This is a genomic window from Agromyces subbeticus DSM 16689, from assembly GCF_000421565.1.
In the GTDB taxonomy this organism is placed as follows: domain Bacteria; phylum Actinomycetota; class Actinomycetes; order Actinomycetales; family Microbacteriaceae; genus Agromyces; species Agromyces subbeticus.
On the sequence record NZ_ATXG01000005.1, the window covers coordinates 96,038 to 118,051 of the forward strand.

At 69.2% G+C, this 22,014-nt stretch carries 16 protein-coding genes; 8 read left to right on the plus strand and 8 right to left on the minus strand.

All coding sequences use genetic code 11. The annotated features are described in order from the left end of the window. Window positions 1-88: 88 nt before the first annotated feature. Window positions 89-829: a sulfite exporter TauE/SafE family protein gene (locus H521_RS0109470; RefSeq protein WP_022892781.1), complete on the plus strand. Its 741-nt coding sequence runs from the start codon at window positions 89-91 to the stop codon at window positions 827-829. A gap of 47 nt (window positions 830-876) precedes the next feature. Here H521_RS0109470 and H521_RS22575 read toward each other — a convergent pair whose 3' ends face one another. After that, window positions 877-1,530, minus strand: coding sequence for a GNAT family N-acetyltransferase (locus H521_RS22575; RefSeq protein ID WP_022892782.1), 654 nt, complete (start codon window positions 1,528-1,530; stop codon window positions 877-879). A 144-nt stretch (window positions 1,531-1,674) separates the two neighbouring features. On the opposite strand from H521_RS22575, the gene H521_RS0109480 reads away from it, so the two are divergent. Beyond that, entirely contained in the window at window positions 1,675-1,896 is a 222-nt protein-coding gene (locus H521_RS0109480) for an Rv0909 family putative TA system antitoxin (protein WP_022892783.1), read from the plus strand. Window positions 1,897-1,964: 68 nt separating this feature from the next. Here the strand turns inward: H521_RS0109480 and H521_RS0109485 are convergent, their stop codons facing one another. The 3 genes from H521_RS0109485 to H521_RS26080 all read right to left on the minus strand — a co-directional run bounded on the left by H521_RS0109485 (window position 1,965) and on the right by H521_RS26080 (window position 13,309). After that, window positions 1,965-11,357 carry a DUF5979 domain-containing protein gene (locus H521_RS0109485; protein WP_022892784.1) on the minus strand — a complete coding sequence of 3,131 codons (9,393 nt, stop codon included), beginning with the start codon at window positions 11,355-11,357 and terminating at the stop codon, window positions 1,965-1,967. 112 nt (window positions 11,358-11,469) lie between these two features. Further along, the gene (locus tag H521_RS0109490) at window positions 11,470-12,756 is read right to left on the minus strand and encodes an adenylosuccinate synthase (protein ID WP_022892785.1); all 1,287 of its coding nucleotides are present in this window, start codon (window positions 12,754-12,756) and stop codon (window positions 11,470-11,472) included. 1 nt (window position 12,757) lies between these two features. Then, window positions 12,758-13,309 carry a DUF3151 family protein gene (locus H521_RS26080; RefSeq protein WP_022892786.1) on the minus strand — a complete coding sequence of 184 codons (552 nt, stop codon included), beginning with the start codon at window positions 13,307-13,309 and terminating at the stop codon, window positions 12,758-12,760. Between the two features lie 78 nt (window positions 13,310-13,387). Here H521_RS26080 and argG point away from each other — a divergent pair, with 78 nt between their 5' ends. Beyond that, window positions 13,388-14,815 carry an argininosuccinate synthase gene (gene argG, locus H521_RS0109500; protein ID WP_022892787.1) on the plus strand — a complete coding sequence of 476 codons (1,428 nt, stop codon included), beginning with the start codon at window positions 13,388-13,390 and terminating at the stop codon, window positions 14,813-14,815. Window positions 14,816-14,845: 30 nt separating this feature from the next. Here the strand turns inward: argG and H521_RS0109505 are convergent, their stop codons facing one another. Continuing rightward, on the minus strand, window positions 14,846-15,412 hold the full coding sequence (locus H521_RS0109505) for a TetR/AcrR family transcriptional regulator (protein WP_022892788.1): 567 nt from the start codon (window positions 15,410-15,412) through the stop codon (window positions 14,846-14,848). Window positions 15,413-15,485: 73 nt separating this feature from the next. Between H521_RS0109505 and H521_RS0109510 the strand changes: the two genes are divergently transcribed. After that, a complete protein-coding gene (locus H521_RS0109510; protein WP_169513978.1) occupies window positions 15,486-16,388 on the plus strand; it encodes an alpha/beta fold hydrolase in 903 nt (300 codons plus the stop codon). An 88-nt stretch (window positions 16,389-16,476) separates the two neighbouring features. On the opposite strand, the gene H521_RS0109515 is transcribed toward H521_RS0109510, so the two are convergent. The 3 genes from H521_RS0109515 to H521_RS0109525 form a co-directional block, all read right to left on the minus strand. After that, window positions 16,477-16,845 (minus strand): nuclear transport factor 2 family protein, encoded by a 369-nt coding sequence (locus H521_RS0109515; RefSeq protein ID WP_022892790.1) that lies wholly within the window; start codon window positions 16,843-16,845, stop codon window positions 16,477-16,479. A gap of 77 nt (window positions 16,846-16,922) precedes the next feature. Further along, window positions 16,923-17,939 carry a magnesium/cobalt transporter CorA gene (corA, locus tag H521_RS0109520; protein ID WP_022892791.1) on the minus strand — a complete coding sequence of 339 codons (1,017 nt, stop codon included), beginning with the start codon at window positions 17,937-17,939 and terminating at the stop codon, window positions 16,923-16,925. Window positions 17,940-17,967: 28 nt separating this feature from the next. Then, window positions 17,968-18,639 carry a TrmH family RNA methyltransferase gene (locus H521_RS0109525; RefSeq protein ID WP_022892792.1) on the minus strand — a complete coding sequence of 224 codons (672 nt, stop codon included), beginning with the start codon at window positions 18,637-18,639 and terminating at the stop codon, window positions 17,968-17,970. An 81-nt stretch (window positions 18,640-18,720) separates the two neighbouring features. Here H521_RS0109525 and H521_RS0109530 point away from each other — a divergent pair, with 81 nt between their 5' ends. Genes H521_RS0109530 through H521_RS0109545 form a run of 4 tightly spaced genes read left to right on the plus strand, consistent with a single transcriptional unit; the run spans window position 18,721 to window position 21,940 of the window. After that, window positions 18,721-19,635 (plus strand): metal ABC transporter substrate-binding protein, encoded by a 915-nt coding sequence (locus H521_RS0109530; RefSeq protein WP_022892793.1) that lies wholly within the window; start codon window positions 18,721-18,723, stop codon window positions 19,633-19,635. Further along, window positions 19,632-20,393: a metal ABC transporter ATP-binding protein gene (locus tag H521_RS0109535; protein ID WP_022892794.1), complete on the plus strand. Its 762-nt coding sequence runs from the start codon at window positions 19,632-19,634 to the stop codon at window positions 20,391-20,393. Before H521_RS0109530 ends, H521_RS0109535 begins: the two co-directional genes overlap by 4 nt. 3 nt (window positions 20,394-20,396) lie before the next feature. After that, complete coding sequence (locus H521_RS0109540; RefSeq protein ID WP_022892795.1) at window positions 20,397-21,278, plus strand: metal ABC transporter permease; 882 nt, start codon at window positions 20,397-20,399, stop codon at window positions 21,276-21,278. A gap of 5 nt (window positions 21,279-21,283) precedes the next feature. Continuing rightward, on the plus strand, window positions 21,284-21,940 hold the full coding sequence (locus H521_RS0109545; RefSeq protein ID WP_022892796.1) for a metal-dependent transcriptional regulator: 657 nt from the start codon (window positions 21,284-21,286) through the stop codon (window positions 21,938-21,940). Window positions 21,941-22,014 lie beyond the last annotated feature (74 nt).

The following is a 22,014-nucleotide window of genomic DNA, read 5'->3' on the forward strand; positions in this document are numbered from 1 at the left end:
GCGTCACGGGCTGACTCCGGCGTTCCCGGCTGGCCCCGGGTCGGGGGCTGACCCCGGCTCGCGGCCGGCGCCTCGGTAGACTCGGTCGGTGCTCCTGCCGGTCGTCGTCTCCGTGCTCGTCGGTGCCCTCGCCCAGCGCATCACGGGCATGGGCTTCGCCCTCATCGCCGCTCCGGCGCTCGTCATCCTGCTCGGTCCCTTCGACGGCGTCGTGCTCGTGAACCTCTGCGCGGTGCTGTCTTCGCTCTTGATCCTGCCTCGCGTGTGGAGTCACATCGAGTGGTCGCGGTTCGGCTGGCTCGTGGTTCCAGCGCTCGCCGGCACCGTGGCCGGCGCGCTCGTCGCTGCCCATTTGCCTGGCCCAGTGCTGCAGCTCGGGGTCGGCGTGCTCGTGGTCGTGGCGCTCACGGTCTCGCTCATCGTGACGCGCACCGAGCACGTCGCGACCGGTCGCACCCCGGCGATCGTCGCCGGCGCGGCATCCGGGTTCATGAATGCCGCGGCCGGCGTTGGCGGGCCCGCCCTCAGCGTCTACGCCGTCTCGACCCGGTGGCCGCAGGTGGCCTTCGCCGCCACCGCGCAGCCCTACTTCGTCGTGATCGGCGTCGCATCGCTCGTCGGCAAGCTCGGCGCCACCGGGTGGGCGCTGCCCGAACTCGAGCCGGGATCCTGGCCGTTCGTCATCGGGGCGCTGCTCGTCGGCCTCGCGCTCGGCGAACTCCTCCACCGCCGCATCCCGCACCGTGCGGCGCGCATCGCGGTCATCGTGATCGCCTACGTCGGCGGAGCGGCCGCGATCATCGACGGCGCGACCGAACTCTGGGGCTGAGCTGGCCCGCACGCGCGACCGCGGCGGCACCGCCACCCGCACCCGCTTCAGCCGCGGGACTGCTCCGCACGCAGCTCGACCGCGCGATCGCCCCAGGCCGCGAGGCGCCCCTCGAGACCCGCCTGCACGGCAGGCCACTCGTCGACGATCACCGAGTACACCGCGCTGTCGCGCCAGCTGCCGTCGGCGCGGCGCTTGTGCCGGCGCATGACGCCGTCGAGGCGGGCGCCGAGCTTCTCGATCGCTCCGCGCGACCGCGCGTTGTTCGCGTCGGCCTGGATCTTCACCCGGCCGAAGCCGTTGCGGAACGCGAGGTCGAGCAGCAGCAGCTTCGCCTCGGGGTTGACGGCGGTGCCCCACACGCCCGGGTGGTAAGCCGTCCAGCCGATGTGCGTCGACTCGTTGTGCAGGTCGAGGTCGCCGAGTTTCGTCGCCCCGATCACCGTGCCGTCGTCGGCGCCGCCGCGCAGCCGGATCGTCCACGGCATGGCCTCCTCGCCGCCCGAGTAGTACGACCGGGCGAACGCGTCGTAGGCGGCCGCGTCGGCCGGTAGCCCGGCCGGCCCACCGCCGTAGCCGCCGGCGAACACCTCGGGCCGGCCGATCGCGCGATGCAGCTCGGGAATGTCGGCGTGCGTGAACGGGCTGAGTCGGATGAATCGGCCGACGAGTTCCTCGTCGGCGGGTCGAGTCGCAGTCACCCCTCAAGACTCGCATGGCCTGGTGGCGCGCACATGACGAGCGGGCGACGGGATGGTCGTCGAGCGTCGCAGCCCTTCCCCTCGACGAGTGCCGCCCCTACGATGACGGGAGCACGACTACTTCGAAACGAAAGGCGGGGGGCCATGGGCGCTCTTGACGATCTGACTGACAAGGCCAAGGACTTCATCGAGGAAAACAAAGACAAGATCTCCGAGGTCTTGAACAGCGAGCAGGCTGAAGACATCAGCGACAAGGTGCTCGACGGCGTCTCCGAAGCGGCGAAGAAGGTCGTGCCCGAGGAGCATCACGACAAGATCGACGACGTTCGCGGCAACGTCGACGGGGCCATCGGCACCGAGAAGTAGTCTTCGAGCCGAAAGGGGCGGATGCCGCGTTGTCGCGGCATCCGCCCCTTTCGTCGTGTTCGTCCTGCTCACCCCACCTGGCGGCGCCGGCGGAACTGCACGAATGCGATGACGGCGAGGCCACCGCCGATGAGGCCGAGCGCCCACGTGAGGTGGGCGGCGAGCTCGGCGCCGTCGACCCCGGTCGCCGGCATCGGCGGGTCGAATCGGTTGTCGACCGTGATCGTCACGACGTCGTCGAGGCCGACGGTCACCGGTGTCGCCTCCGTCGCGCTGATCGTCACGGCTGCCGCGCCGGCCGGGTCGGGCTCAGCCGCCCAGCACTCCGCACCGATCGGCAGGTCTTCGATGACGCTCGTCTCACCGCCCGCGATCATCACCGGCGAGGCGTCGAGCGCGACGTAGGGCTCGTTCGCCCCCTGCTCGAGCACGCAGGTGACCTCGATCCGGAACGTCTTGCCGGCTGCCTGCGAGACGTCGCCGCTCACGGTCTTCGTCAGCGCGAGCGAGCCCAGCTCGAACGTGTTCGTCGCGGTGATCGTCAACATCTGGGGCTCGTCCTCGACATCGATCACCGCCGCGTTCTCGAACGAGTCGAAGTCGACCGTACTCGCGGTCGCGCCCGCCGCGTCGGCCTCCTCGCCGAAGCATCGCGTCTGGTACGGCAACTTCAGCGGAGTGCCGTCGGCGCGGAGCACCTGCACCGTCTCGCCCGCGCCGACCTCGACCGGGCCGGAGAAGACGGTGACGGGGACACCCGCGATGGACAGCTGGCAGGTCACGTGCACCGTGAAGACGGCGTTCTGCACGAACGGCTGCTCGGCGGCCGCTCCGTCGACCTCCTTCGCCACCTGGATCTCGCCGAGTGAGAAGACGTTGAGGAAGCCGGCGGTGACGACGGTCTCGACGCCCTCCGGTTCCTGGTCGGGGATGGTCACGGTCACCGGCGGCGGTGTCTCATCGGCATCCGCCCGGAAGACCTCGGTGACCACGCAGACCGAGCCGACCGGGATCCCGGTGATGGTCTCGCTCGTGAACGGGCCCTCGGTTCCGTCGCCGACCACGACCAGTCGCTGGTCGATGACCGCCTGCCCCTCGTAGGTGCAGACGACCGTGAAGATGAACGGCCCCTGCGAGAACTCGGGCACGCCCGGTCCGTCGACCGTCTTCAGCACGTTCAGTGCACCGGTTCGGAACTCGTTCTCGATCTCGACCGCGATCGGCTCGTCGGTCGTGTCGTCACCGACCACGAACGTCGATGGCGTAACGGTCGACTCGGTCGCCCCGCCGTCGTCGATCTCGGTGACGGTGCAGGATGCCCCGGTCGGCAGGTTCTCGATCACCGCGACGTTGCCCGGGGCGTCTTTCGTGAGGGTGATCGTCTCGTCGTAGACCGTGTCGGGATCGGCGGCCTCGAGCGTGCAGACCACCTGCACCTCGAAGTCGCCGAATGTGCCGCCCCACACGTCGGCGCCGGTGCCGGTGACCGCCTTCGTGAGCTCGATGGATCCGACCGTGTACGCGTTGGTCACCGCGACCGACGTCACGACCGTGGCATCCTCATCGGGCAGCAGCGTGAACTCGGCCGAGGTCGCCTCGCCGAGGTCGTCGTCGACGCCGTCTTGCGTGACGACGATCGACGTGGTGCCGCCGCCCTGGTCGGTCTCGGTCACGGTGCAGTCGCTGCCGGCTGGCAACTGGTCGAACGTCTGCGTGCCGCCGTCGGTGAGCTCGAACGACTCGTCGAGCACGGTCTCACCCTGGAACTCGCAGGTCGCGGTGAACGAGAACACCGTGTCGTAGGCGATGGGCGTGCCGTCCTGATTCACGGCGCCGCCGTTGTCGACGGTCTTCTTCACCGTGAAGCCCGCGTCGGGGAAGACGTTCGTCACGATGATGGTGATCGGATTTGCCCCGCCGGTGACGACGACCGGGTTCTGCTCGGTCGCGCTGATCTCGATCTCGTAGGCACCCTGCCCGTCGGGCTCCTCGGCCCAGCACTCCGAGCCGATCGGGACTTCGAACAGGGTGACGAGCTCGCCGTCCTCGAGCTCCACCGGTTCCTGGTCGTAGACGACGATCGGCGGGTTGCCGTCGCCGCGCTTGAAGGTGCAGGTTACGAGGATCTCGAAGGTGACCCCCTCGGCATGCGCCGCGTTGCCAGTGACGTCCTTGACGATCGAGACCTCGCTGAACTCGAAGGTGTTCGTCGCCGTGAGCTCGAGCGTCTGCGGCTCTTCGCCGTCGGCGGCGACCACGATCGCCGCGTTGTCGAACGAGTCGAAGTCGACGCTCGACTCGGTCGCACCCGCGTCATCGGTCTCCTCGCCCCAGCAGTGGGTGCCCAGCGGGAGCAGCAGCGGCTCACCCGTCGCCGGGTCGATCACGGTGACGGTCGACTCGCCGGTCACTTGCACGTCGCCGTCGAAGATCGGATCGCCGTCAGCGGTGAGCGCGCAAGTCACGTGCACGGTGTAGGTCGCGCCGGCGATCTCGGGAACCTCGGCCGCAGTGCCGTTCAGCTCCTTCGTGACCGCGATCGTTCCGGCGCTGAACGGATTCTCGATGTCGGCCACTTCGACCTGCGCGACGCCCTCGAGCTCGTCGGGGATCGAGACGGTGACGGGCTCGGGCGTGCCATCCGCCCCGCCGTCATCCGTCTCAGTGATGACGCACACGCTATTCACCGGAAGTCCGGTCACGCTATTCGAGACAAGGGGGCCGGCGGTGCCGTCGCCGGTGATCGTGAGTGTTCCCTCCCCGACGGTCGCTCCCTCGTAGGTGCACACGTAGGTGAACGTGAACACCGTGCCGTCGGTGAGGGGAACGCCCGGCCCGGTGATCTCCTTCTCGATCTGGAAGCCGCCGACCCGGAAGTCGTTGGTCACCGTCACGGCGATGGGGTCGCCCTCCGCGCCGTCGACGCCGACCACGACCGGCTGTGCCGGCGTGATCACCGGCTCGCCAGTCGCGCCGCCGTCGTCGGGCTCGGTCACGGTGCAGGATGCCCCAGTCGGCAGGTCCTCGATCGTCACGGTCTCACCGGCTGCGATGGTGACCACGTCGTCGTAGACGGGGTTCGTGGTCGCCTCGTCCCATTCGCACACGAGCCGGACCTCGAACGAATCGGGTGCCCAGTCGGCGGCGCCCGCGCCCGTCACGTCCTTCGTGATCTCGAGGCCGCCGACCGTGTAGGTGTTCGTCACGGCGAGCGTGGTGAGGTGGGTGCCGTCCTGCTCGTCGGGAAGGATCGTGAACGACGCCGACGCGCCGTCGATCGGCTCGCCGGCGGTGCCGTCTTCGGTGACGACGATCTCGGTCGAGGTCGAGCCCGCGGCATCCGTCTCGTTGACCGTGCAGTCGGCCCCGACGGGCAGCGGACCGAAGTCCACGGAATCGCCCTCGCCCAGTGCGAACTCGCGTTCGTCTTCGGGAATGACTTCCTCGCCGAGGAAGATGCAGCTCGCCTCGAACATGAACTCGGGATCGAACGCGATCTCGTTGCCATCCTGGTCGACCGCGGTGCTGCGCTCGACTTCCTTCGAAACGCTGAATCCGCCGATCTGGTAGGTGTTGGTCACCTGGAGGGTGATCTCCTCGACGGGGTCGGGCGGGAACGGGTGGTGGATGTCGGTGCGTCCCGTGAGATCGCGTGTCGCGATCACCTCACCGGACCGGTCTGCGGTGCCCTCGGGGTCGTACGTGACGGTCGATCCCTGCGCGAACAATTCCGAGACGGTGCATCCGGAGAAGAGCGGCAGGTTGGTGCCGGTTCCGACGGCGACGAGCGATCCGTCGGCGGGCACGTCGATCGGGGACACCGGAGCGCCGTCGGTGTCGACCAAGTCGACCGGTTCCTCGAGAGAGTCGCACTGCACGTCGAACTGGTAGGAATCGGGCAGCGGGAACGTCCAGCTGGCGGGGGCGACCTGCGACTTCTGCAACTGCACTTCGCCCGTCGGCACAGCGACGCCGGCGCGAACCGGCTCCACCGGGCCCTGGTAGATCTCCTGGCTCTCGAACGTCGCGCGCGAGCCGGCGGCGACGGTGTTCCAGGCGATGGGCAGGCCGTCGTCGTACGCATCCGGCACGATCGCGGGCGTCCGCGTGTCGAACGTCACCGTGCCCGTGGCACCCGGCGGTAGGCCCCCGCCCTCGGGGTAGTCGAAGACGAGCTTGAGCGCCCGCGCGGTGGCCAGCTCAGCGGGAGGCGTCGTCTCGTCGTACTCGATCCATGGCCGCGTCGACACGTCGGCGAAGCAGGGATCCGTCTCGGGGATCGGCTGGCCGAGGGTGCTGTACTGGATGTCCGCCGCGTTGCACGCCTGGTTCGGCACGCTCGCCATGTAGTAAGCGGTGGCCGTTCCGACGGGCGGCACCACCACATTGCCGATGAAGACCGGTTGCCACTGCGAACCGCGCGGCGAACCGACCACGACACCGGTGTCGCCGACGGCAGGCAGCACGTCGATGCCGGCGATCGAGTCGGCCGGCACGTTGCCGCGGTTGGTGAAGCTGATGCGCCACGTCTCGACTCCGCCAGGGCGGGTGATCGGCACGCACTCGTTCACGTAGTACCCGCCGCCTCCGTTCGGCGCCGCGCACGCGACCGCCGACGGGTCCGCTGCGGTGTTCAGCACGCCGAGATCGTCGTAGTTGGGATCGGACGGATCGACACCCGGAACGCCGGCTCCCGTGCCCTTGACCGCCTTGACGATGCCGATCGGCGCCGCAGGGGCCGGCGTCACCGTCGTGTCGGCCGCGCACTCCGCGACATTCTGGGTGTCGGGCGCGTCGACGTTGTTCGAGGTGTGCTCGCACGTCTCGAAGTCGCGGTCGCTCGTGGCCGTGATCGTGTTGCCGACCGGTGTGCCAGGGGGCAGTGCGGCTCTGAACTCGAGTTGCGCCGTGATGACGAGCACGTCGCCCGGGTTGAACACGAAACCCTCGGGCACCGTGATCGTGACCACGCCGGTGGTCTCGTCGAGCTCGCCCGTGAATCCGTCGGTCGGAAGAGCGTTGCCCTCGGCGTCGGTGAGCGCGAAGGCGAACACCGGATCAGCGTCGGGGTCGGCGACGAGGTACGAGCCCTCAGCGTCGGTGGCGACCTGGTCGGTGAGCTCGAGCCCGGTCATCGCCCATTCGCCGGTGTTCGTGATGGTCATCGTGTAGGGGATCGGCGAGGCGGGCGGGAACTGCTGCGCGGCACTGCCGCCCGAGCCGTTGCCGGGCGACTTGGTGACGCTGATCGAGTTCACGCGGTGCAGCAACTGCGTCGTGTCGGATGCCGCGGCATCCGCCTCCCACACCGTGCCACCAGGCGTCTCCCACGACCCGACGCCGTTGACGTCGACCACATCGGTCGTCGTGCCCTGCACGGGCTCGCCCGGTGCGGTCTCGAGCCCGGGGAGGGTCGACGGAACGGGGTACGCATCGATCTCGCCGTTCGGGCCGTACTGCAGGTTCTCCAGCCGGTCGGCGAGGAAGGCGAAGGTCACGATGGGATTTCTCGGCTGCTCCCAGTTGGTCTCCTCCGCGTCGCGGCGCACCTCGAACCGGAGGCCACGAACGTCGGTCGGCACCGCCCCATCGGGCAGCGCGGGCGTGACGGTTCGATCGGCCGCGACATCCTGCCACTCGCCGACCAGCCAGCAGGCGGTCAGATCTGTGCTGCCAGCGCACGTCTGCACGAGCGCTCCCGTGCCACCGTCGATCGCGTAGTCGACCCCGGCGAGCGCCGATACCCGGATCTGGCCCAGGTTCGGCGGCAATGTCGCCACCGGGAACGAGGCGAACTCGAAGGCATTCCAGAACGTGGGTTCGTCGTCGGTGAGCGTGAGCACGGTAGTGCGCACGTTGCCGGTGGGCTGGCCGCCGATCGTCACTGTGTAGCCGTCGCTCGGTTCGTCTTCGTATCGCGACGCCGGCGAGATCCCCTTGCCGGCGTTCACGCCGTACTCCGCGGGCGCGAAGGTGAGGGAGTCGTCGTCGGTGGCGTATGCCTCGTCGAGGGCGGGGTCGCCGCCCGGTCGGCTCGCACTCGATGACGCCACGTTGTCGACGATGTCGCCTTCGGTGGGCCTCACGCTCGGCTGGCTGCGCAGGAACTCGCGCAGCTGGAAGGTGAGCACGACGGCGGTGGACTCCTGGGAGAGAATCGACACCCCATCGGGATCGGTGTGCACCACGGTGAATCCGATGACGTCGGCGAGCTCGGCGGCCGTGAGCGCGCTGGCCTCGTCGATGGTGTAGTCGGTGGTCGCGCCCCCTTCGCGGGTCAGCGTGACGGTCGAGAGCGTCGCCTCCGCCGGCACGCTGATGGAGTCGATGGAGGAGAGGTTCAGGTAGTCGTAGGTGGTCGTCGCGGGGGGCGGGGGGATCGGCGGGGCCGGAATCGCAGCCGGGTCGTCGACCCGGAGCTCTGCCACGCTCGCCTCGGTCTCGTTGGTCGCGAACAGCGTCGCGCTCACGAGGGGGTAATCGGCCTGCGATGCGCTCTCGGGCGGCACCGGCAGGGTGTCCTGGTCGAAGGTCTTGGAAATCGATGTGTTGATCACCGTGTCGAGGATCGTGATGTCGTCGGCGGCGTCCTGCGAGATCGGCACCGGCCCGTCGCCGGTGATGTCGACGGTGTTCGTCACCACCCCGTTCTGGCCCGAGTTGTACGTCTCGTCGTGGAGGCTGCCCACGACCGGCCCGCCGTCACTGCGCTTCGTCTCGCGGAGCTCGAAGGTGAGGTCGAGGTTGCGCTCGAAGTCGTACGATGGCGCCACACCGGTTCCCATCGGGGGCTCGCCGGCTCCGCCCCGAGCTGAGCCCTCCGCGTAGGTGAGGCGCACGGCGAGCGTCGTGTCGCGCTGTGTCTCGGTCAGTTCGTAGCCCGGGAAGGCGCCGTCGCATGAGGTCCCGGTAGTGTCGGCGGCGCCGCAGACGTCGGCCGTGATGTCCGTCCATCCGCCGGCGTCGCCGTCGTACAGCTCGACGACGGAGATGCGGTCGTACGCCATGGCGGGATCGACCGTCCCATCGATCTCCTCGATGACGGCGAGGTCCCACGCGTCGAAGGCGGATGCCGCGATATCCGAGAAATCCGCGCCGGCCGTCGGGTCGTCGGTGAGCGCGACGGTGTCGAACGGCACACCCTCGGTCGACCACGAGACCCTCGCAGTGCGACGATCGTCGCTGAACGCGTTCACGTTCTCCTCGAGCCAGGTCTTCTCGAGCTGGAGGACGCCGTCATCGGGGTTCAAGGGGTTCACGTCGATCTGGTCGCCGGCGGTCGCGGTGTTGTCTTCGGGGGTGTCATCGGCGGGATTGACCGTCGACGACGCGTCATTGGCGACGACCAGCGGATCTGCGGCCTGGGCGGCGTCCTCGACGCTGCCCGACCCGTCGCGGAAGTTCTCGCGCGTGGCGACGGAGATCGTCGGCGCGACCTGGAACCCGGGCGGCAGCGTCTTGGCCGGTGCTTGCGGCGTGTAGATGAAACGGATGCCCTGGACGTCGTCCTGCAGGTCGGCGGGCACCGAGTAGGTCCACGTGGTCGGGCCCGCGATGAGTTCAGCGCCGGGAATGGTGACCCACTCCTCGCCGTTCCAGTACTGCACCGTGAGGTTGGCATCGGCGGGGACGCCCGCGGTGATCTGTCGAGCGTCGAACGTGTTCCAGAACTGCGACGGCGGGTCGCCGGGCTGCGGATCCGCCGGGTCGCTGATGGTCAGGTCGGTCGCGCCGATGGTCGAGGCGTTCTCTCCCTGGTCGTTGACCGAGGCGAGGAACGTGACGTCGGTCGGGCTGCCCGGCACTGCCCAGGCCTCGTCGCGCACGATGTTCTTGTCGATCACCGTCGAGATCCGCACCGGCTGGCGGGTGACATCCGCCGAGGCCTCGTCGGTGCCGGTCTGGCCGGTCGTATCGGTCACGGTCGAGGTCGCGTCGTTCGTACTGACGATGTCGGCCTGCCCGGGGACGCTCTGCGCCGTGACGTCGAACGGGATCTCGGCGGTCGAGTTCGGCTCGATCGGACCGGTGAAGGTGACCGTGAAGCCGGCGACGTCGCCGGTCGGCGCGGGCAGCGTGTTGACATCCGTCGTCTCGAGCGTCTCGGTGGCGCCGTCGGTGTACGTGTAGGTGACGGTCGCATTCGTGGCGTTCTGCGGCCACGTGATGTCGCCGAACCCGTCGAACGTGAGGCCCTGATCGGCCAGGCTCGGCGACCCGGGGGTGGGCTCCTCGATGACCATCGACGTGACCGGCCGGCCGCCATTCGTCGACTCGATCGTCGCGGTCGTCGAGTCGCCCGCGAGCAGCACGGGGTCGGCGAACGACTTCTCGATGTCGACCGTCGGACCGGAGTTGCTGATCACGACCTCACCGTCGGCGGTCTCAGGATCGGTCGACCGATCGTCGACCGTGACGATCGACGACGCCGTGTTGGGCACGGTGACGGACTCGTCCAATGGAATATCCAGCACGCCGTCGTTCGTCTCCGACGAGATGCCGATCGCGGCCTCCTGACCCGGCGGCGTCGGCGGGATCTGGCCTGTCGAGGAGGAGAAGGTGAACCGCAGACCCTTCACAACGGAGAGAGGTTCGACATCGGGGATGTCGGTGAAATCGGTCGGGATCGGGCCGGTGGGGTACGCCACGACCCAGTTGCCGTCGGGGTCCTGGTACTCGATCTGCACCTGGTCGGCCCCGGGCGGCGGCGCGATCGACGTGATGCCCGTGAAGTCGAGGTACTCGTCGTACGGGCTGGCCGTGCCGTCGGCCGGATCCTGCACCACGACGGTGTCGACTGAACGGTTCGAGGCGTTGCCGCCGCCGATCGTGTAGTCGACCGGCTGGTCGGGCAGCGAGGGGATGGACTGCCCGTCGGGCACGTTGTCGTCGACGGACTTCACGACGGTCGAGTCGAGCACCTCGGGGATGTCGAGGATGACCGTCGCCGGCGCTTCTTTCGGTAAGGCGTTCTCGGCCGTGGCATCCGCCGTGTTCGTGATCTCGCCGTCGAAGTCGGCGCTCACGTCGGCGGGCACCTGCACGAACACCGTGATGTTGACCTGCTGACCGGTGGTGAGGCCGGTTCCGGCCGTACCTGTCTGGGTGAAGTCGACCACGACGTCGCTGCCGTTCACGGTGACTGCGCTGCCGGTGCTCGGCGAGACGACGACCGGATTCGGCACCGCGGGGTCGAAGACCAACGGGGCGGGGAGGGTGTCGCTGACCTGTGCCCCGACGCAGATGTCGACGATGGGGCTGTTGCACGTGAGACTGATCGTGTAGCTGAACTTCTCGCCCGCCTCGTACGGCGAGGTATCGGGTGGAGTCACCGATTTCGTGAATGTCGTGAACTCGGCGTCATCGGGTGCCGCGAAGGCGGGAACCACGGACGGCGCCGTGAGTCCGACTGCGAAGATCGCTGCGACGACCCCAGTGAGTGCTCGACGGACGATCGACATTCAGGCCCCCTGCCCGCGGCCCCCCGGCCGCTACGGACGGACCCTCGAACGGGTCACCCCACTTTCGACACTATCGAGGAGCGCCGCGGGAGGGAAGGGCTCGAGGTCGACCTCAGCCGAGCAGGTCGTGCAGCGTGACGATCTCGTCGCGGCCGGGGCCCACGCCGATGGCCGAGATGCGCGAGCCGCTCATGGCCTCGAGCTCGCGCACGTACGACTGCGCGTTCGCGGGCAGGTCGGCGAACTCGCGGGCACCCGAGATGTCTTCGGACCAGCCGGGGAACTCTTCATAGATCGGCTTCGCGTGGTGGAAGTCGGACTGCGAGACGGGCACCTCGTCGACGCGCTCGCCGTCGACCTCGTAGGCGACGGCGACGGGGATGCGCTCGATGCCCGTGAGCACGTCGAGCTTGGTGAGCACGAAGTCGGTGACGCCGTTGATGCGCGCCGCGTAGCGGGCGATCGGGGCGTCGTACCAGCCGGTGCGGCGCTTGCGGCCGGTCGTGGTGCCGAACTCGTGGCCCTGCTCGGTGAGGAAGTCGCCCCACTCGTCGAACAGCTCGGTCGGGAACGGGCCGGCACCGACTCGCGTCGTGTAGGCCTTCACGACGGCGATGACCCGGTCGATGCGGTTCGGCGCGATGCCCGAACCGGTGACGGCGCCGCCGCTCGTCGCGTTCGACGACGTGACGAAGGGGTAGGTGCCGTGGTCGACGTCGAGCATCGTGGCCTGGCCGCCCTCGAAGAGCACTGTTTCACCGGCGTCGAGCGCGCGGTGCAGCAGCAGCGAGGTGTCGGTGACCATCGGCCGCAGCCGCTCGACGTAGCCGAGCAGTTCTTCGACGACCTCGTCGACGCCGATCGCGCGACGGTTGTAGACCTTCACGAGCAGGTGGTTCTTCTGGTCGAGGGCGCCCTCGACCTTCTGCCTCAGGATGTTCTCGTCGAACAGGTCTTGCATGCGGATGCCGACCCGGTTGATCTTGTCGGCGTAGGCCGGCCCGATGCCGCGCCCGGTGGTGCCGATCTGGCGCTTGCCGAGGAAGCGCTCGGTCACCTTGTCGAGCGTGCGGTGGTATTGCGTGATGAGGTGCGCGTTCGCCGAGATTCGGAGCTTGGAGACATCCACGCCGCGAACCTCGAGCGCCTCGAGCTCCTCGAAGAGCACTTCGATGTCGACGACGACGCCGTTCGCGATGACGGGCGTCACGCCCGGCGTGAGGATGCCCGAGGGCAGCAGGTGGAGGGCGTACTTCTCGTCGCCGATGACGACGGTGTGGCCGGCGTTGTTGCCGCCGTTGAACTTGACGACGTAGTCGAGGCGCGAACCGAGCAGGTCGGTCGCCTTGCCCTTGCCCTCGTCGCCCCACTGTGCACCGATCAGTACGGCTGCGGGCATGTCAGTCCTCTCCTGCCGCCGCGTCGGTCGCGGCGGGTTCTGCAATCGGGTCGCCGACGATCGCCTCAGCGGATGCCGCGGGCTCGAACAGCATCGCAGCACCGCCCACGATCGTGATCAGCTGGGTCGGCGTGAATTCGGACGCGATGCGCGCCGGAGCCTCGGGGTCGGCGGTGGCGAGCTCGTCGGCGAGGCGGGTGGCGCGCTCGTCGAGGCCCAGGCTCTCGGCTGCGCGGCGCTGGGTGTCGAGGGCGCGCAGGTAGGCGCGGTTGGGCTCGTCGGACCACGACACGAGGTGGCCCGGCTGCCAACCGCCTGCGGCGAGCTGTTCGCGGGCGAGGTCGACCGCGACCGAGGCGAAGGCGAAGGACTCGATGGCCCGGCCCTCTGAGTCGGCGAGATCGGCGAGCTCGGTCCAGGCGAGCGGCGACGACGGATGCTCCGCCACGATCATCGAGACCGACGCGCGATCGCCGTCGGCGATGGCCTGCCGTACCTCGGGTTCGTCGACGAGGGACGCCTCCGGCTCCGGTGCTGATTGCTCTGCAGTCACACTCAACCTTATCGCGGGGCCGCTTGGAGGCCCGGGAGGCCGCGAAACACGGTCATCCCGCCAAGTAGGCTGGAGGGCATGTCGAAAGTCCTGACCAGCCTCCCCGTCGGCGAACGTGTCGGCATCGCCTTCTCCGGGGGGCTCGACACGTCGGTCGCCGTCGCGTGGATGCGCGAGAAGGGCGCGGTGCCCTGCACCTACACCGCCGACCTCGGTCAGCCCGACGAGCCCGACGTCGAGGCCGTGCCCGACCGTGCCAAGGAGTACGGCGCCGAGATCGCCCGCCTCGTCGACTGCCGCACCGCGCTCGTCGAAGAGGGGTTCTCGGCCCTGGCCACCGGTGCCTTCCACATCCGCTCGGGCGGCAAGACCTACTTCAACACGACGCCCCTCGGCCGCGCCGTCACCGGCACCCTCCTTGTTCGCGCGATGCGCGACGACGAGGTCGAGATCTGGGGCGACGGCTCGACCTACAAGGGCAACGACATCGAGCGGTTCTACCGCTACGGCCTGCTCGCCAACCCGCGCCTGCGCATCTACAAGCCGTGGCTCGACGAGGCCTTCGTCACCGAGCTCGGCGGCCGCACCGAGATGAGCGAGTGGATGGTGACCCGCGGGTTCCCCTACCGCGCCTCGGCCGAGAAGGCGTACTCCACCGACGCGAACATTTGGGGCGCCACGCACGAGGCGAAGACCCTCGAGCACCTCGACACCGGCGTCGAGATCGTCGAGCCCATCATGGGCGTGGCGTCATGGCGCGACGACGTCGAGATCGCCCCGGAGGTCGTCACGATCGGCTTCGAGGCCGGTCGACCGGTCACGCTCAACGGCGCCGAGTTCGCCGACTCGGTGGCCCTCGTGCTCGAAGCCAACGCGATCGGCGGCCGTCACGGCCTCGGCGTCTCCGACCAGATCGAGAACCGCATCATCGAGGCCAAGAGCCGCGGCATCTACGAGGCGCCCGGCATGGCCCTGCTGCACATCGCCTACGAGCGGCTGCTCAACGCCATCCACAACGAAGACACCGTGGCGAGCTACCACCAAGAGGGTCGCCGCCTCGGCCGCCTCATGTACGAGGGCCGCTGGCTCGACCCGCAGGCGCTCATGCTGCGCGAGTCGCTGCAGAAGTGGGTCGGCTCGGCCGTCACGGGCGAGGTCACGCTGCGTCTGCGTCGTGGCGACGACTACACGATCCTCGACACCCGCGGCCCCGCGCTCAGCTACCACCCCGACAAGCTCTCGATGGAGCGCGTCGGCGACGCGGCCTTCGGCCCGCTCGACCGCATCGGCCAGCTCACCATGCGCAACCTCGACATCGCCGATTCGCGCGCTCGCCTCGAGCTGTACGCGAAGCAGGGCATCGTCGGCGGCGAGACCGCGAAGCTCGTGGGTGACTTGACCGTTGGCGAGTCGACCGAGATCAGCGCGGGCGAGGTCGAGACCGACCTCGAGGCCGCGACGGATGCCGCGAACGAAGCCGCCGCGTTCGACCTCGGCACCGACTGATCGCCCGGCATGACGACCATGCGGTCGCCCTCACATCGAGGGTGACCGCTTCGTCGTCATGCCGATGAACTCGTCGATCGCGGCCTCGGCCGTGTCGACGGCATCCGTTCCACTCAGTTCACCGGTGATGACACGGGCCGAGAGCCCGTCGGCCACAGCGATGAGGCTGCGGGCGATGAAGTCGAGCCTGGTCGACGGCACGACGACCGACAGGTGCTGGGACAACTCGCGCTCCTGGCCGGCCTTGGCCGCTCGCAGCAGCGCGGCGAGTTCATCGTCGCCGACGGATGCCGCGAGGTACCCGTGCCAGATGACCACGCCATCACGTGCCGGTGCCGAAGTCGGGATGGCGTGGGCGACGAGATGGCGGATCGTCTCCAGCGGCGACCGGTTGGCGGCACGGTACGCGGTGGAAGAGCCCTCGATCATCGCCGCCGCGCTCGCGCGGACGAGGTCGCCCTTGGTGGGATGGTAATGCTGTACGAGGCCGACCGAGACTCCGGCAGCCTCTGCGACGGCGCGGAACGAGACGCCGGCGATGCCTCGCTGCAGGATGATGTGCCAGACGCCGTGGATGATGTCGATGCGTCGGTCCATCCGGGCCTTCCTCCGTGTCGTTGCGCGTCTTGCTACCCTGGACAATACGATCGTATTGCAACTGGAGGCACCCGTGCGACTCGGAACGTTCCGCACCGAACAGAGCCGGGCGCGGTTCATCGCCGCCTACGAAGCCGCGATGGCCGAGCTCGAGACGCCCGACCGTGTCGCCGACGTGCCGACCTCGTTCGGGCGCGTCCGCTCGTACACCTGGCGCGGCGACGACACCACCGCGCCGCCGCTCGTGCTCCTGCCGGGCAAGACCGCCGGCGCGCCGATGTGGGCCGAGAACCTTCCCGGCTTCCGCACGACCGGACGGACGATCATCGCGTTCGACGCGCTCGGCGACGCCGGCCTCTCGGTGCAACGCGTCCCGCTCCGCACCCCGGCAGACCAGGCGCTCTGGCTCGACGAGGCGATCACCGCACTCGGCCACGACCTGGTACACACGGTCGGGCACTCATTCGGCGGCGCGACCGCGGCGAACCATGCGGTGCGGCATCCTCAGCGGCTCGCATCTCTCACGCTGCTCGAACCGGTGTTCACGTTCGGGTGGCCGCCGCCGTCGCTGTTCGGTTGGGCGGCGCTGACGACCCTGCCAGTGCCGCAGCGGTGGCGCGAGCACGCATTGGCGTCGATCGGCGGAGTGTCGCCAGAAGAGGTCAATACTGCCGGGCCGACGGGCACGCTCATCTCCGTCGCATCCGAGACCTTCGTCAGCAGGCTCCCGACTCCGCGGCCCCTCACCACCGCCCAGATGGCGATGCTGCGCATGCCGCTGTACGTCGCGATCGCCGGAAGTCGCTCGCTCGCCGGCGGCACGCCGGCGGCGACTCGCGCTGAAGCGCACCTGCCCAATGCCGCCGTCGAGATCTGGCCCGACACGACGCACTCGCTTCCGATGCAGGTGCCCGTACCCCTCACCACGCGCCTGCGCTCGTTCTGGACGACGGCGGATGCCACGGCGTCGGTGTGAGACGACGCGCAGTACCGCGAGGTACCGCGAGGCCACCGCGCACGTCGAGGAGTAGTGCGCAGGTTCGAGAGATCACTCGGGCGAGCAGTCAGGCGGCGGTCTGCTGGTGCGCCGCGACGCGCCAGGCGCCGTCTTCGATGAGGTACGTCGTCGACATGCGCAGGTTCACGCTGTCGTCACCACGGCGCGCGACCGCTCGGTAGACGAGGATGCCGGCGCGATCGCCGAGCCGGATGACGGCGGGCTCGTGCAGGTGGTACTCGTCCCACGGCGGCACGCCCCGGAACGAGGCGAGGATGTCGTCGCGCCCGAGCACGGCGCCCTCGACGATCATGAGGGCGTCGCGGGTCATGACGCGTTGGTAGTGCTCACCGCCCCGGCCCTCGATGATGGCCCGCCATCCGGCGTGCTCTTCGTGCATGAGTCGAGCGGGCAGATCATCGGTGATCTCGGTCATGAGCCAACGCTAACGGCGATCGGATGCCGCGGGAAGGGCCCCGGCCGTCGAGTCGCAGGCTCGCGGCATCCGCTCGCTCAGAGCCAGTTGCGCCGCTTGAACACGACGTAGAGCCCGAAGCCCATCGCCAGCATCAGGAACACGGCGAGCGGGTAACCGAACGCCCATCCCAACTCGGGCATGTTCGTGAAGTTCATGCCGTAGATCGTGCCGACGAGGGTGGGCGCGAAGAGGATCGCCGCCCAGCTCGAGATCTTCTTCGTCTGCTCGCTCTGGGCGAGGCTCGTCTCGGTGAGGCGCTTCATCTCCTCGTTCTGGCGCTGCCCGACGAGCGTCGCGTGCACGGTCAGCGCGTTCTGGAGCAGCTGCCGGAACGACTCGCCCCGCTCGACCGCGCGGATGACGTGGTCGAGCACGTCGCGCAGGTAGCGCTGCAGCTCGACGTCGACGCCGTACTTCTCGAAGCCGCGCTCGAGCGCTTGGAACATCTCGATGAGCGGGCGCGTCGCCCGCTGGAACTCCATGACCTCGCTCGCGAGGTCGTAGATGCGGCGGGTCACCATCGGGTCGCCGTCGAAGAGCTGCTCCTCGATCTCGTCGATGTCGTTCTCGAGGCCGGCGAGCACCGGGGCGTACCCGTCGACCACCTCGTCGAGGATCGCGTAGAGCACCGCCTCGGGCCCCTTCGCGAGCAGTTCGGGCGTGCTCTCGAGGCGGTGGCGCACCTTCGCGAGGTCGGGCGACTCGGCGCGGCGGATCGTGATCGCGTAGTCGGCGCCCATGAAGAGGTGCAGCTCGCCGAACTCGACCTTCTCCTCCGCATCGAGGTAACGGGCCGGCCGCAGCACGACGAAGAGCGCGTCGCCGTAGCGCTCGAGCTTCGCCCGCTGATGGCCCTTGCGGGCGTCTTCGACGGCGAGCGGATGCAGCCCGAACTCCGCGGCGACGGCATCCAGCTCGTCGGTGGTGGGGCGGTACAGGCCGATCCAGGCGAAGCCGCCGTGCTCGGCCCGCGACTCGAACGTCTCGTCGAGGCTCGCCGGCGTCGCGACGCGCGCGCCGTCGCGGTAGATCGCGTTGTCGATGACCGTCATCGGTGCCAGTGTGCCAGACCGCGGCGGCTCATCCGGGCGAGGTGGGCGGCACGGCGTGGGTGAGCACCCACGAATGCATCGCGATGGCGGCCGCGGCGCTCGCGTTCAGCGAGCGGGTCGAGCCGTACTGCGTGATCTCGACGACCGAGTCGGCCGCAGCGGTCGCCTCGGGCGAGAGCCCCGGCCCCTCCTGCCCGAAGAGCAGCACGCAGCGCGTCGGCCAGGCGAACGCCTCGATCGGCACCGCGCCCTCGACATTGTCGACGGCGATGATGGGCACGGATGCCTCGTGGGCCCACTCGGCGAATGCCGCGACATCCGGGTGGTAGACGACGTGCTGGTAGCGGTCGGTGACCATTGCGCCTCGCTTGTTCCAGCGGCGGCGGCCGATGATGTGCACGGTGTCGGCGGCGAAGGCGTTGGCGCTGCGCACGATCGAACCGATGTTCATGTCGTGCTGCCAGTTCTCGATGGCGACGTGGAACGGGTGCCGGTGCTCGTCGAGGTCGGCGACGATCGCGTCCATGCGCCAGTACCGGTAGCGGTCGATGACGTTGCGGGAGTCGCCGTGCTCGAGCAGCTCGGGGTCGTAGTGCTCGTCGTCGGGCCACTCGGCCTCGCCGCCCGGCCAGGGGCCGACGCCGTGCGTCGGCGCGGGATCGGCGGCGGGCGCATCCGCTTCGCTCGGCTCTTCTTCCACGCTGCAACGCTACCCACTCGCGCGGCGACAGGATCGACCGGCACGCTTTTCGGTGTGCCGAAATCTTGCTATGTTTTCGGTATGCCGAAAACCTTCGTCGCCATGCTGCTCGCTTGCGCCACCGTGATGCTCGCGGGGTGCTCCGGAGGCGCGGGCGACGCAGCCGGCGACGACCGCCCCGTCGTGCTGACCACCTTCACCGTGCTGCAGGACATCGCGCAGAACGTGGCCGGCGATCACCTGCGCGTCGAATCGATCACCAAGCCCGGCGCCGAGATCCACGGCTACGAACCGACACCGGGCGACCTCCGCCGTGCTGCAGGGGCCGACCTCATCCTCGACAACGGCCTCAACCTCGAGGCGTGGTTCGCGCAGTTCGTCGAGAGCATCGATGTCGAGCACGTCGTCGTCAGCGACGGCGTCGACGTGCTGCCGATCGCCGAAGACGCCTACGAGGGCAAGCCGAACCCGCACGCCTGGATGTCGCCGCTGAACGTGCAGCGCTACGTCGACAACATGGTCGAGGCGTTCAGCGAGCTCGACCCGGCGAACGCCGCCGACTTCGCCGCGAACGGTGCCGCCTACCAGGCCGAGCTGCAGTCGGTGCACGACGAGCTCGTCGCCGAACTCGCGACCCTGCCCGAGAACCAGCGGGCGCTCGTGACCTGCGAGGGCGCGTTCAGCTACCTCGCTCGCGACGCCGGACTCACCGAGCAGTACCTGTGGGCGGTCAACGCCGAGCAGCAGGCCACCCCCCAGCAGGTCGCCGGCACGATCGAGTTCGTCGAGACGAACGAGGTTCCGGCCGTGTTCTGCGAGTCGACCGTCTCCGACAAGGCGATGCAGCAGGTCGTCGGGGCGACCGGCGCAGACTTCGGCGGCACGCTGTACGTCGACTCGCTCTCGACCGCCGACGGCCCGGTGCCCACCTATCTCGAACTCCTCCGGCACGATGCCGAGCTCATCGTCGCCGGTCTCACGGGGGTCGAGCGATGACCTCGCCGACCATCGAGCCCGCAACGCCCGGCGCTGCGCTCGAGGTGCGCGACGTCACTGTGCACTACGGCGAGGTGCTCGCGCTCGACGGGGCGTCGCTGCGGCTCGAACGCGGCATCGTCTGCGGACTCGTCGGCATGAACGGCTCGGGCAAGTCGACGCTCTTCAAGGTGATCATGGGCATGGTGAAGCCCGACCGCGGGTCGGTGCAGATCCTCGGCGGCTCGCCGAAGGAGGCGCGCAAGGTCGGCGCCGTGGGGTACGTGCCGCAGAACGAAGACGTCGACTGGGCGTTCCCGGTCAGTGTGCGCGACGTCGTGATGATGGGCCGCTACGGCTTCCAGGGGTTCACCCGGCGCCCGCGCACCGCCGACCGCGAGGCCGTCGATGCCGCACTCGAGCGGGTCGAGCTCACCGCCCTCGCCGACCGCAGCATCGGCGAGCTCTCGGGCGGGCAGCGCAAGCGCGCCTTCGTGGCGCGCGGGCTCGCACAGGGGGCAGAGGTGCTCCTGCTCGACGAGCCGTTCGCCGGCGTCGACAAGCGCAGCGAGGCGACGGTGACCGAGCTGCTCCGCGAGCTCGCGGCCGATGGCCGCACCGTGCTCGTCTCGTCTCACGACCTCCACGCACTCCCGGGCCTCGCCGACGAGGCCGTGCTCCTGATGCGCCGCGTGCTCATGCACGCATCACCCGCTGAGGTGCTGCGCCCCGAGAACCTCGCTCGAGCCTTCGGCGTCGGTCCGCGAGAGGCGGCATAGCGAATGGATCTCGTCGACATCCTGCTCGAGCCCCTCGGCTACGACTTCATGCAGCGGGCGTTCCTCGTCACCGTGACCGCGGCGATCGTGTGCGGGGTGCTGAGCTGCTGGCTCGTGCTCATCGGGTGGTCGCTCATGGGCGATGCCGTCTCGCACGCGGTGCTGCCCGGCGTCGTGCTCGCCTACGTGCTGGGCACGCCGTTCGCCGTCGGCGCGCTCGTGTTCGGCATCGCGGCGGTCGCGCTCATCGGCATCGTGCGGTCGACGAGCCGGGTGAAAGAGGATGCAGCGATCGGGGTCGTCTTCACGACGCTCTTCGCCCTCGGCATCGTGCTCATCTCCGTCATTCCGAGCCAGACCGACCTGAACCACATCCTCTTCGGCAACCTGCTCGGCGTCAGCGTCGCCGACCTCGTGCAGGTGCTCGCGCTCGGTGCGGTCACGCTCGCGACGCTCGTGCTCAAGCGACGCGACCTCACGCTCTACGCGTTCGACCCGACGCACGCGAACGCGATCGGCCTGAACCCGAAGGTGCTCGGGGCCCTACTGCTCGGCCTGCTCGCCCTCACGGTGGTGGTCGCGCTGCAGGCGGTCGGAGTCATCCTCGTCGTCGCCATGCTCATCATCCCCGGAGCGACCGCCTACCTCCTCACCGACCGCATCGCCAAGATGCTTGTCATCTCGCCGGCGATCGCCGGCGCCTGCTCGCTCCTCGGCATCTACCTGAGCTACTACCTCGACACCTCGTCGGGTGGCATGGTCGTGCTCGTGATGGGTGCCGTGTTCGCGCTCGTCTACCTCTTCGCCCCGAAGCACGGCGTCATCGGCCGGTGGTTCGCCACGGCTCGCCGACGGGCCGCGATCGGGCGTCGCCGGATAGTCTGAAGCCGATGCCCAGCAGCCAGAGCCCCGCCATCGAGGACTACCTGAAGACGGTGTACGCCCACACCGAGTGGCAGCCCGAGCCCATCACGCCCTCGGTGCTCGCCGGGCGGCTCGGCGTGGCCCCCTCATCGGTCACCGAGATGGTGAAGAAGATGGCGGCGCAGGGGCTCGTGTCGCACGTGCCGTACGGCGCCGTGCGCCTCACCGACGCCGGCACGCTTCGCGCCCTCGCGGTCGTTCGGCGGCACCGACTCATCGAGACCTGGCTCGTCGACGAGATGGGCTATCGCTGGGACGAGGTGCACGACGAGGCCGAGATCCTCGAGCACGCCATCTCCGACCGGCTCCTCGAGGCGATCGACTCCCGCCTCGGCCGTCCGTCACGCGACCCGCACGGCGACGCCATCCCCGCCGCCGACGGCACCCTCGTCAACGAGCCGTTCCTGCGCCTCGACGCCGCTCCGGCCGGATACTCCGGCCGCATCATCCGCATCTCCGATCGCAACGCGGCGGTGCTGCGGCGGCTCGACGAGATCGGCGTCGGGCCCGGCGCCGAGATCACGGTCACGGATGTCTCGGACTCCGGGCTGCACGTGGGCATCGCCGACAACCGGCACGCGCTCGGCGCCGATGTCGCTGCCGACGTCTGGGTCACCGCCTGAGCGCTCCCCGCAGGCGATCGGGGCGAATCGCGCGGCGCTCGACGCGCCGTGATCCTGCTCGATCCACCATCCGT

Excerpts from the sequence above, each read along its gene's own strand:
- H521_RS0109545 (WP_022892796.1), top strand. The coding sequence starts at position 21,284 with ATGCCCAGCAGCCAGAGCCCCGCCATCGAGGACTACCTGAAGACGGTG.
- H521_RS0109515 (WP_022892790.1), bottom strand. The coding sequence starts at position 16,845 with ATGACCGAGATCACCGATGATCTGCCCGCTCGACTCATGCACGAAGAG.
- H521_RS0109480 (WP_022892783.1), top strand. The coding sequence starts at position 1,675 with ATGGGCGCTCTTGACGATCTGACTGACAAGGCCAAGGACTTCATCGAG.
- H521_RS0109485 (WP_022892784.1), bottom strand. The coding sequence starts at position 11,357 with ATGTCGATCGTCCGTCGAGCACTCACTGGGGTCGTCGCAGCGATCTTC.
- H521_RS0109530 (WP_022892793.1), top strand. The coding sequence starts at position 18,721 with ATGCCGAAAACCTTCGTCGCCATGCTGCTCGCTTGCGCCACCGTGATG.
- argG (WP_022892787.1), top strand. The coding sequence starts at position 13,388 with ATGTCGAAAGTCCTGACCAGCCTCCCCGTCGGCGAACGTGTCGGCATC.
- H521_RS0109505 (WP_022892788.1), bottom strand. The coding sequence starts at position 15,412 with ATGGACCGACGCATCGACATCATCCACGGCGTCTGGCACATCATCCTG.
- H521_RS0109540 (WP_022892795.1), top strand. The coding sequence starts at position 20,397 with ATGGATCTCGTCGACATCCTGCTCGAGCCCCTCGGCTACGACTTCATG.
- corA (WP_022892791.1), bottom strand. The coding sequence starts at position 17,939 with ATGACGGTCATCGACAACGCGATCTACCGCGACGGCGCGCGCGTCGCG.
- H521_RS0109535 (WP_022892794.1), top strand. The coding sequence starts at position 19,632 with ATGACCTCGCCGACCATCGAGCCCGCAACGCCCGGCGCTGCGCTCGAG.
- H521_RS0109490 (WP_022892785.1), bottom strand. The coding sequence starts at position 12,756 with ATGCCCGCAGCCGTACTGATCGGTGCACAGTGGGGCGACGAGGGCAAG.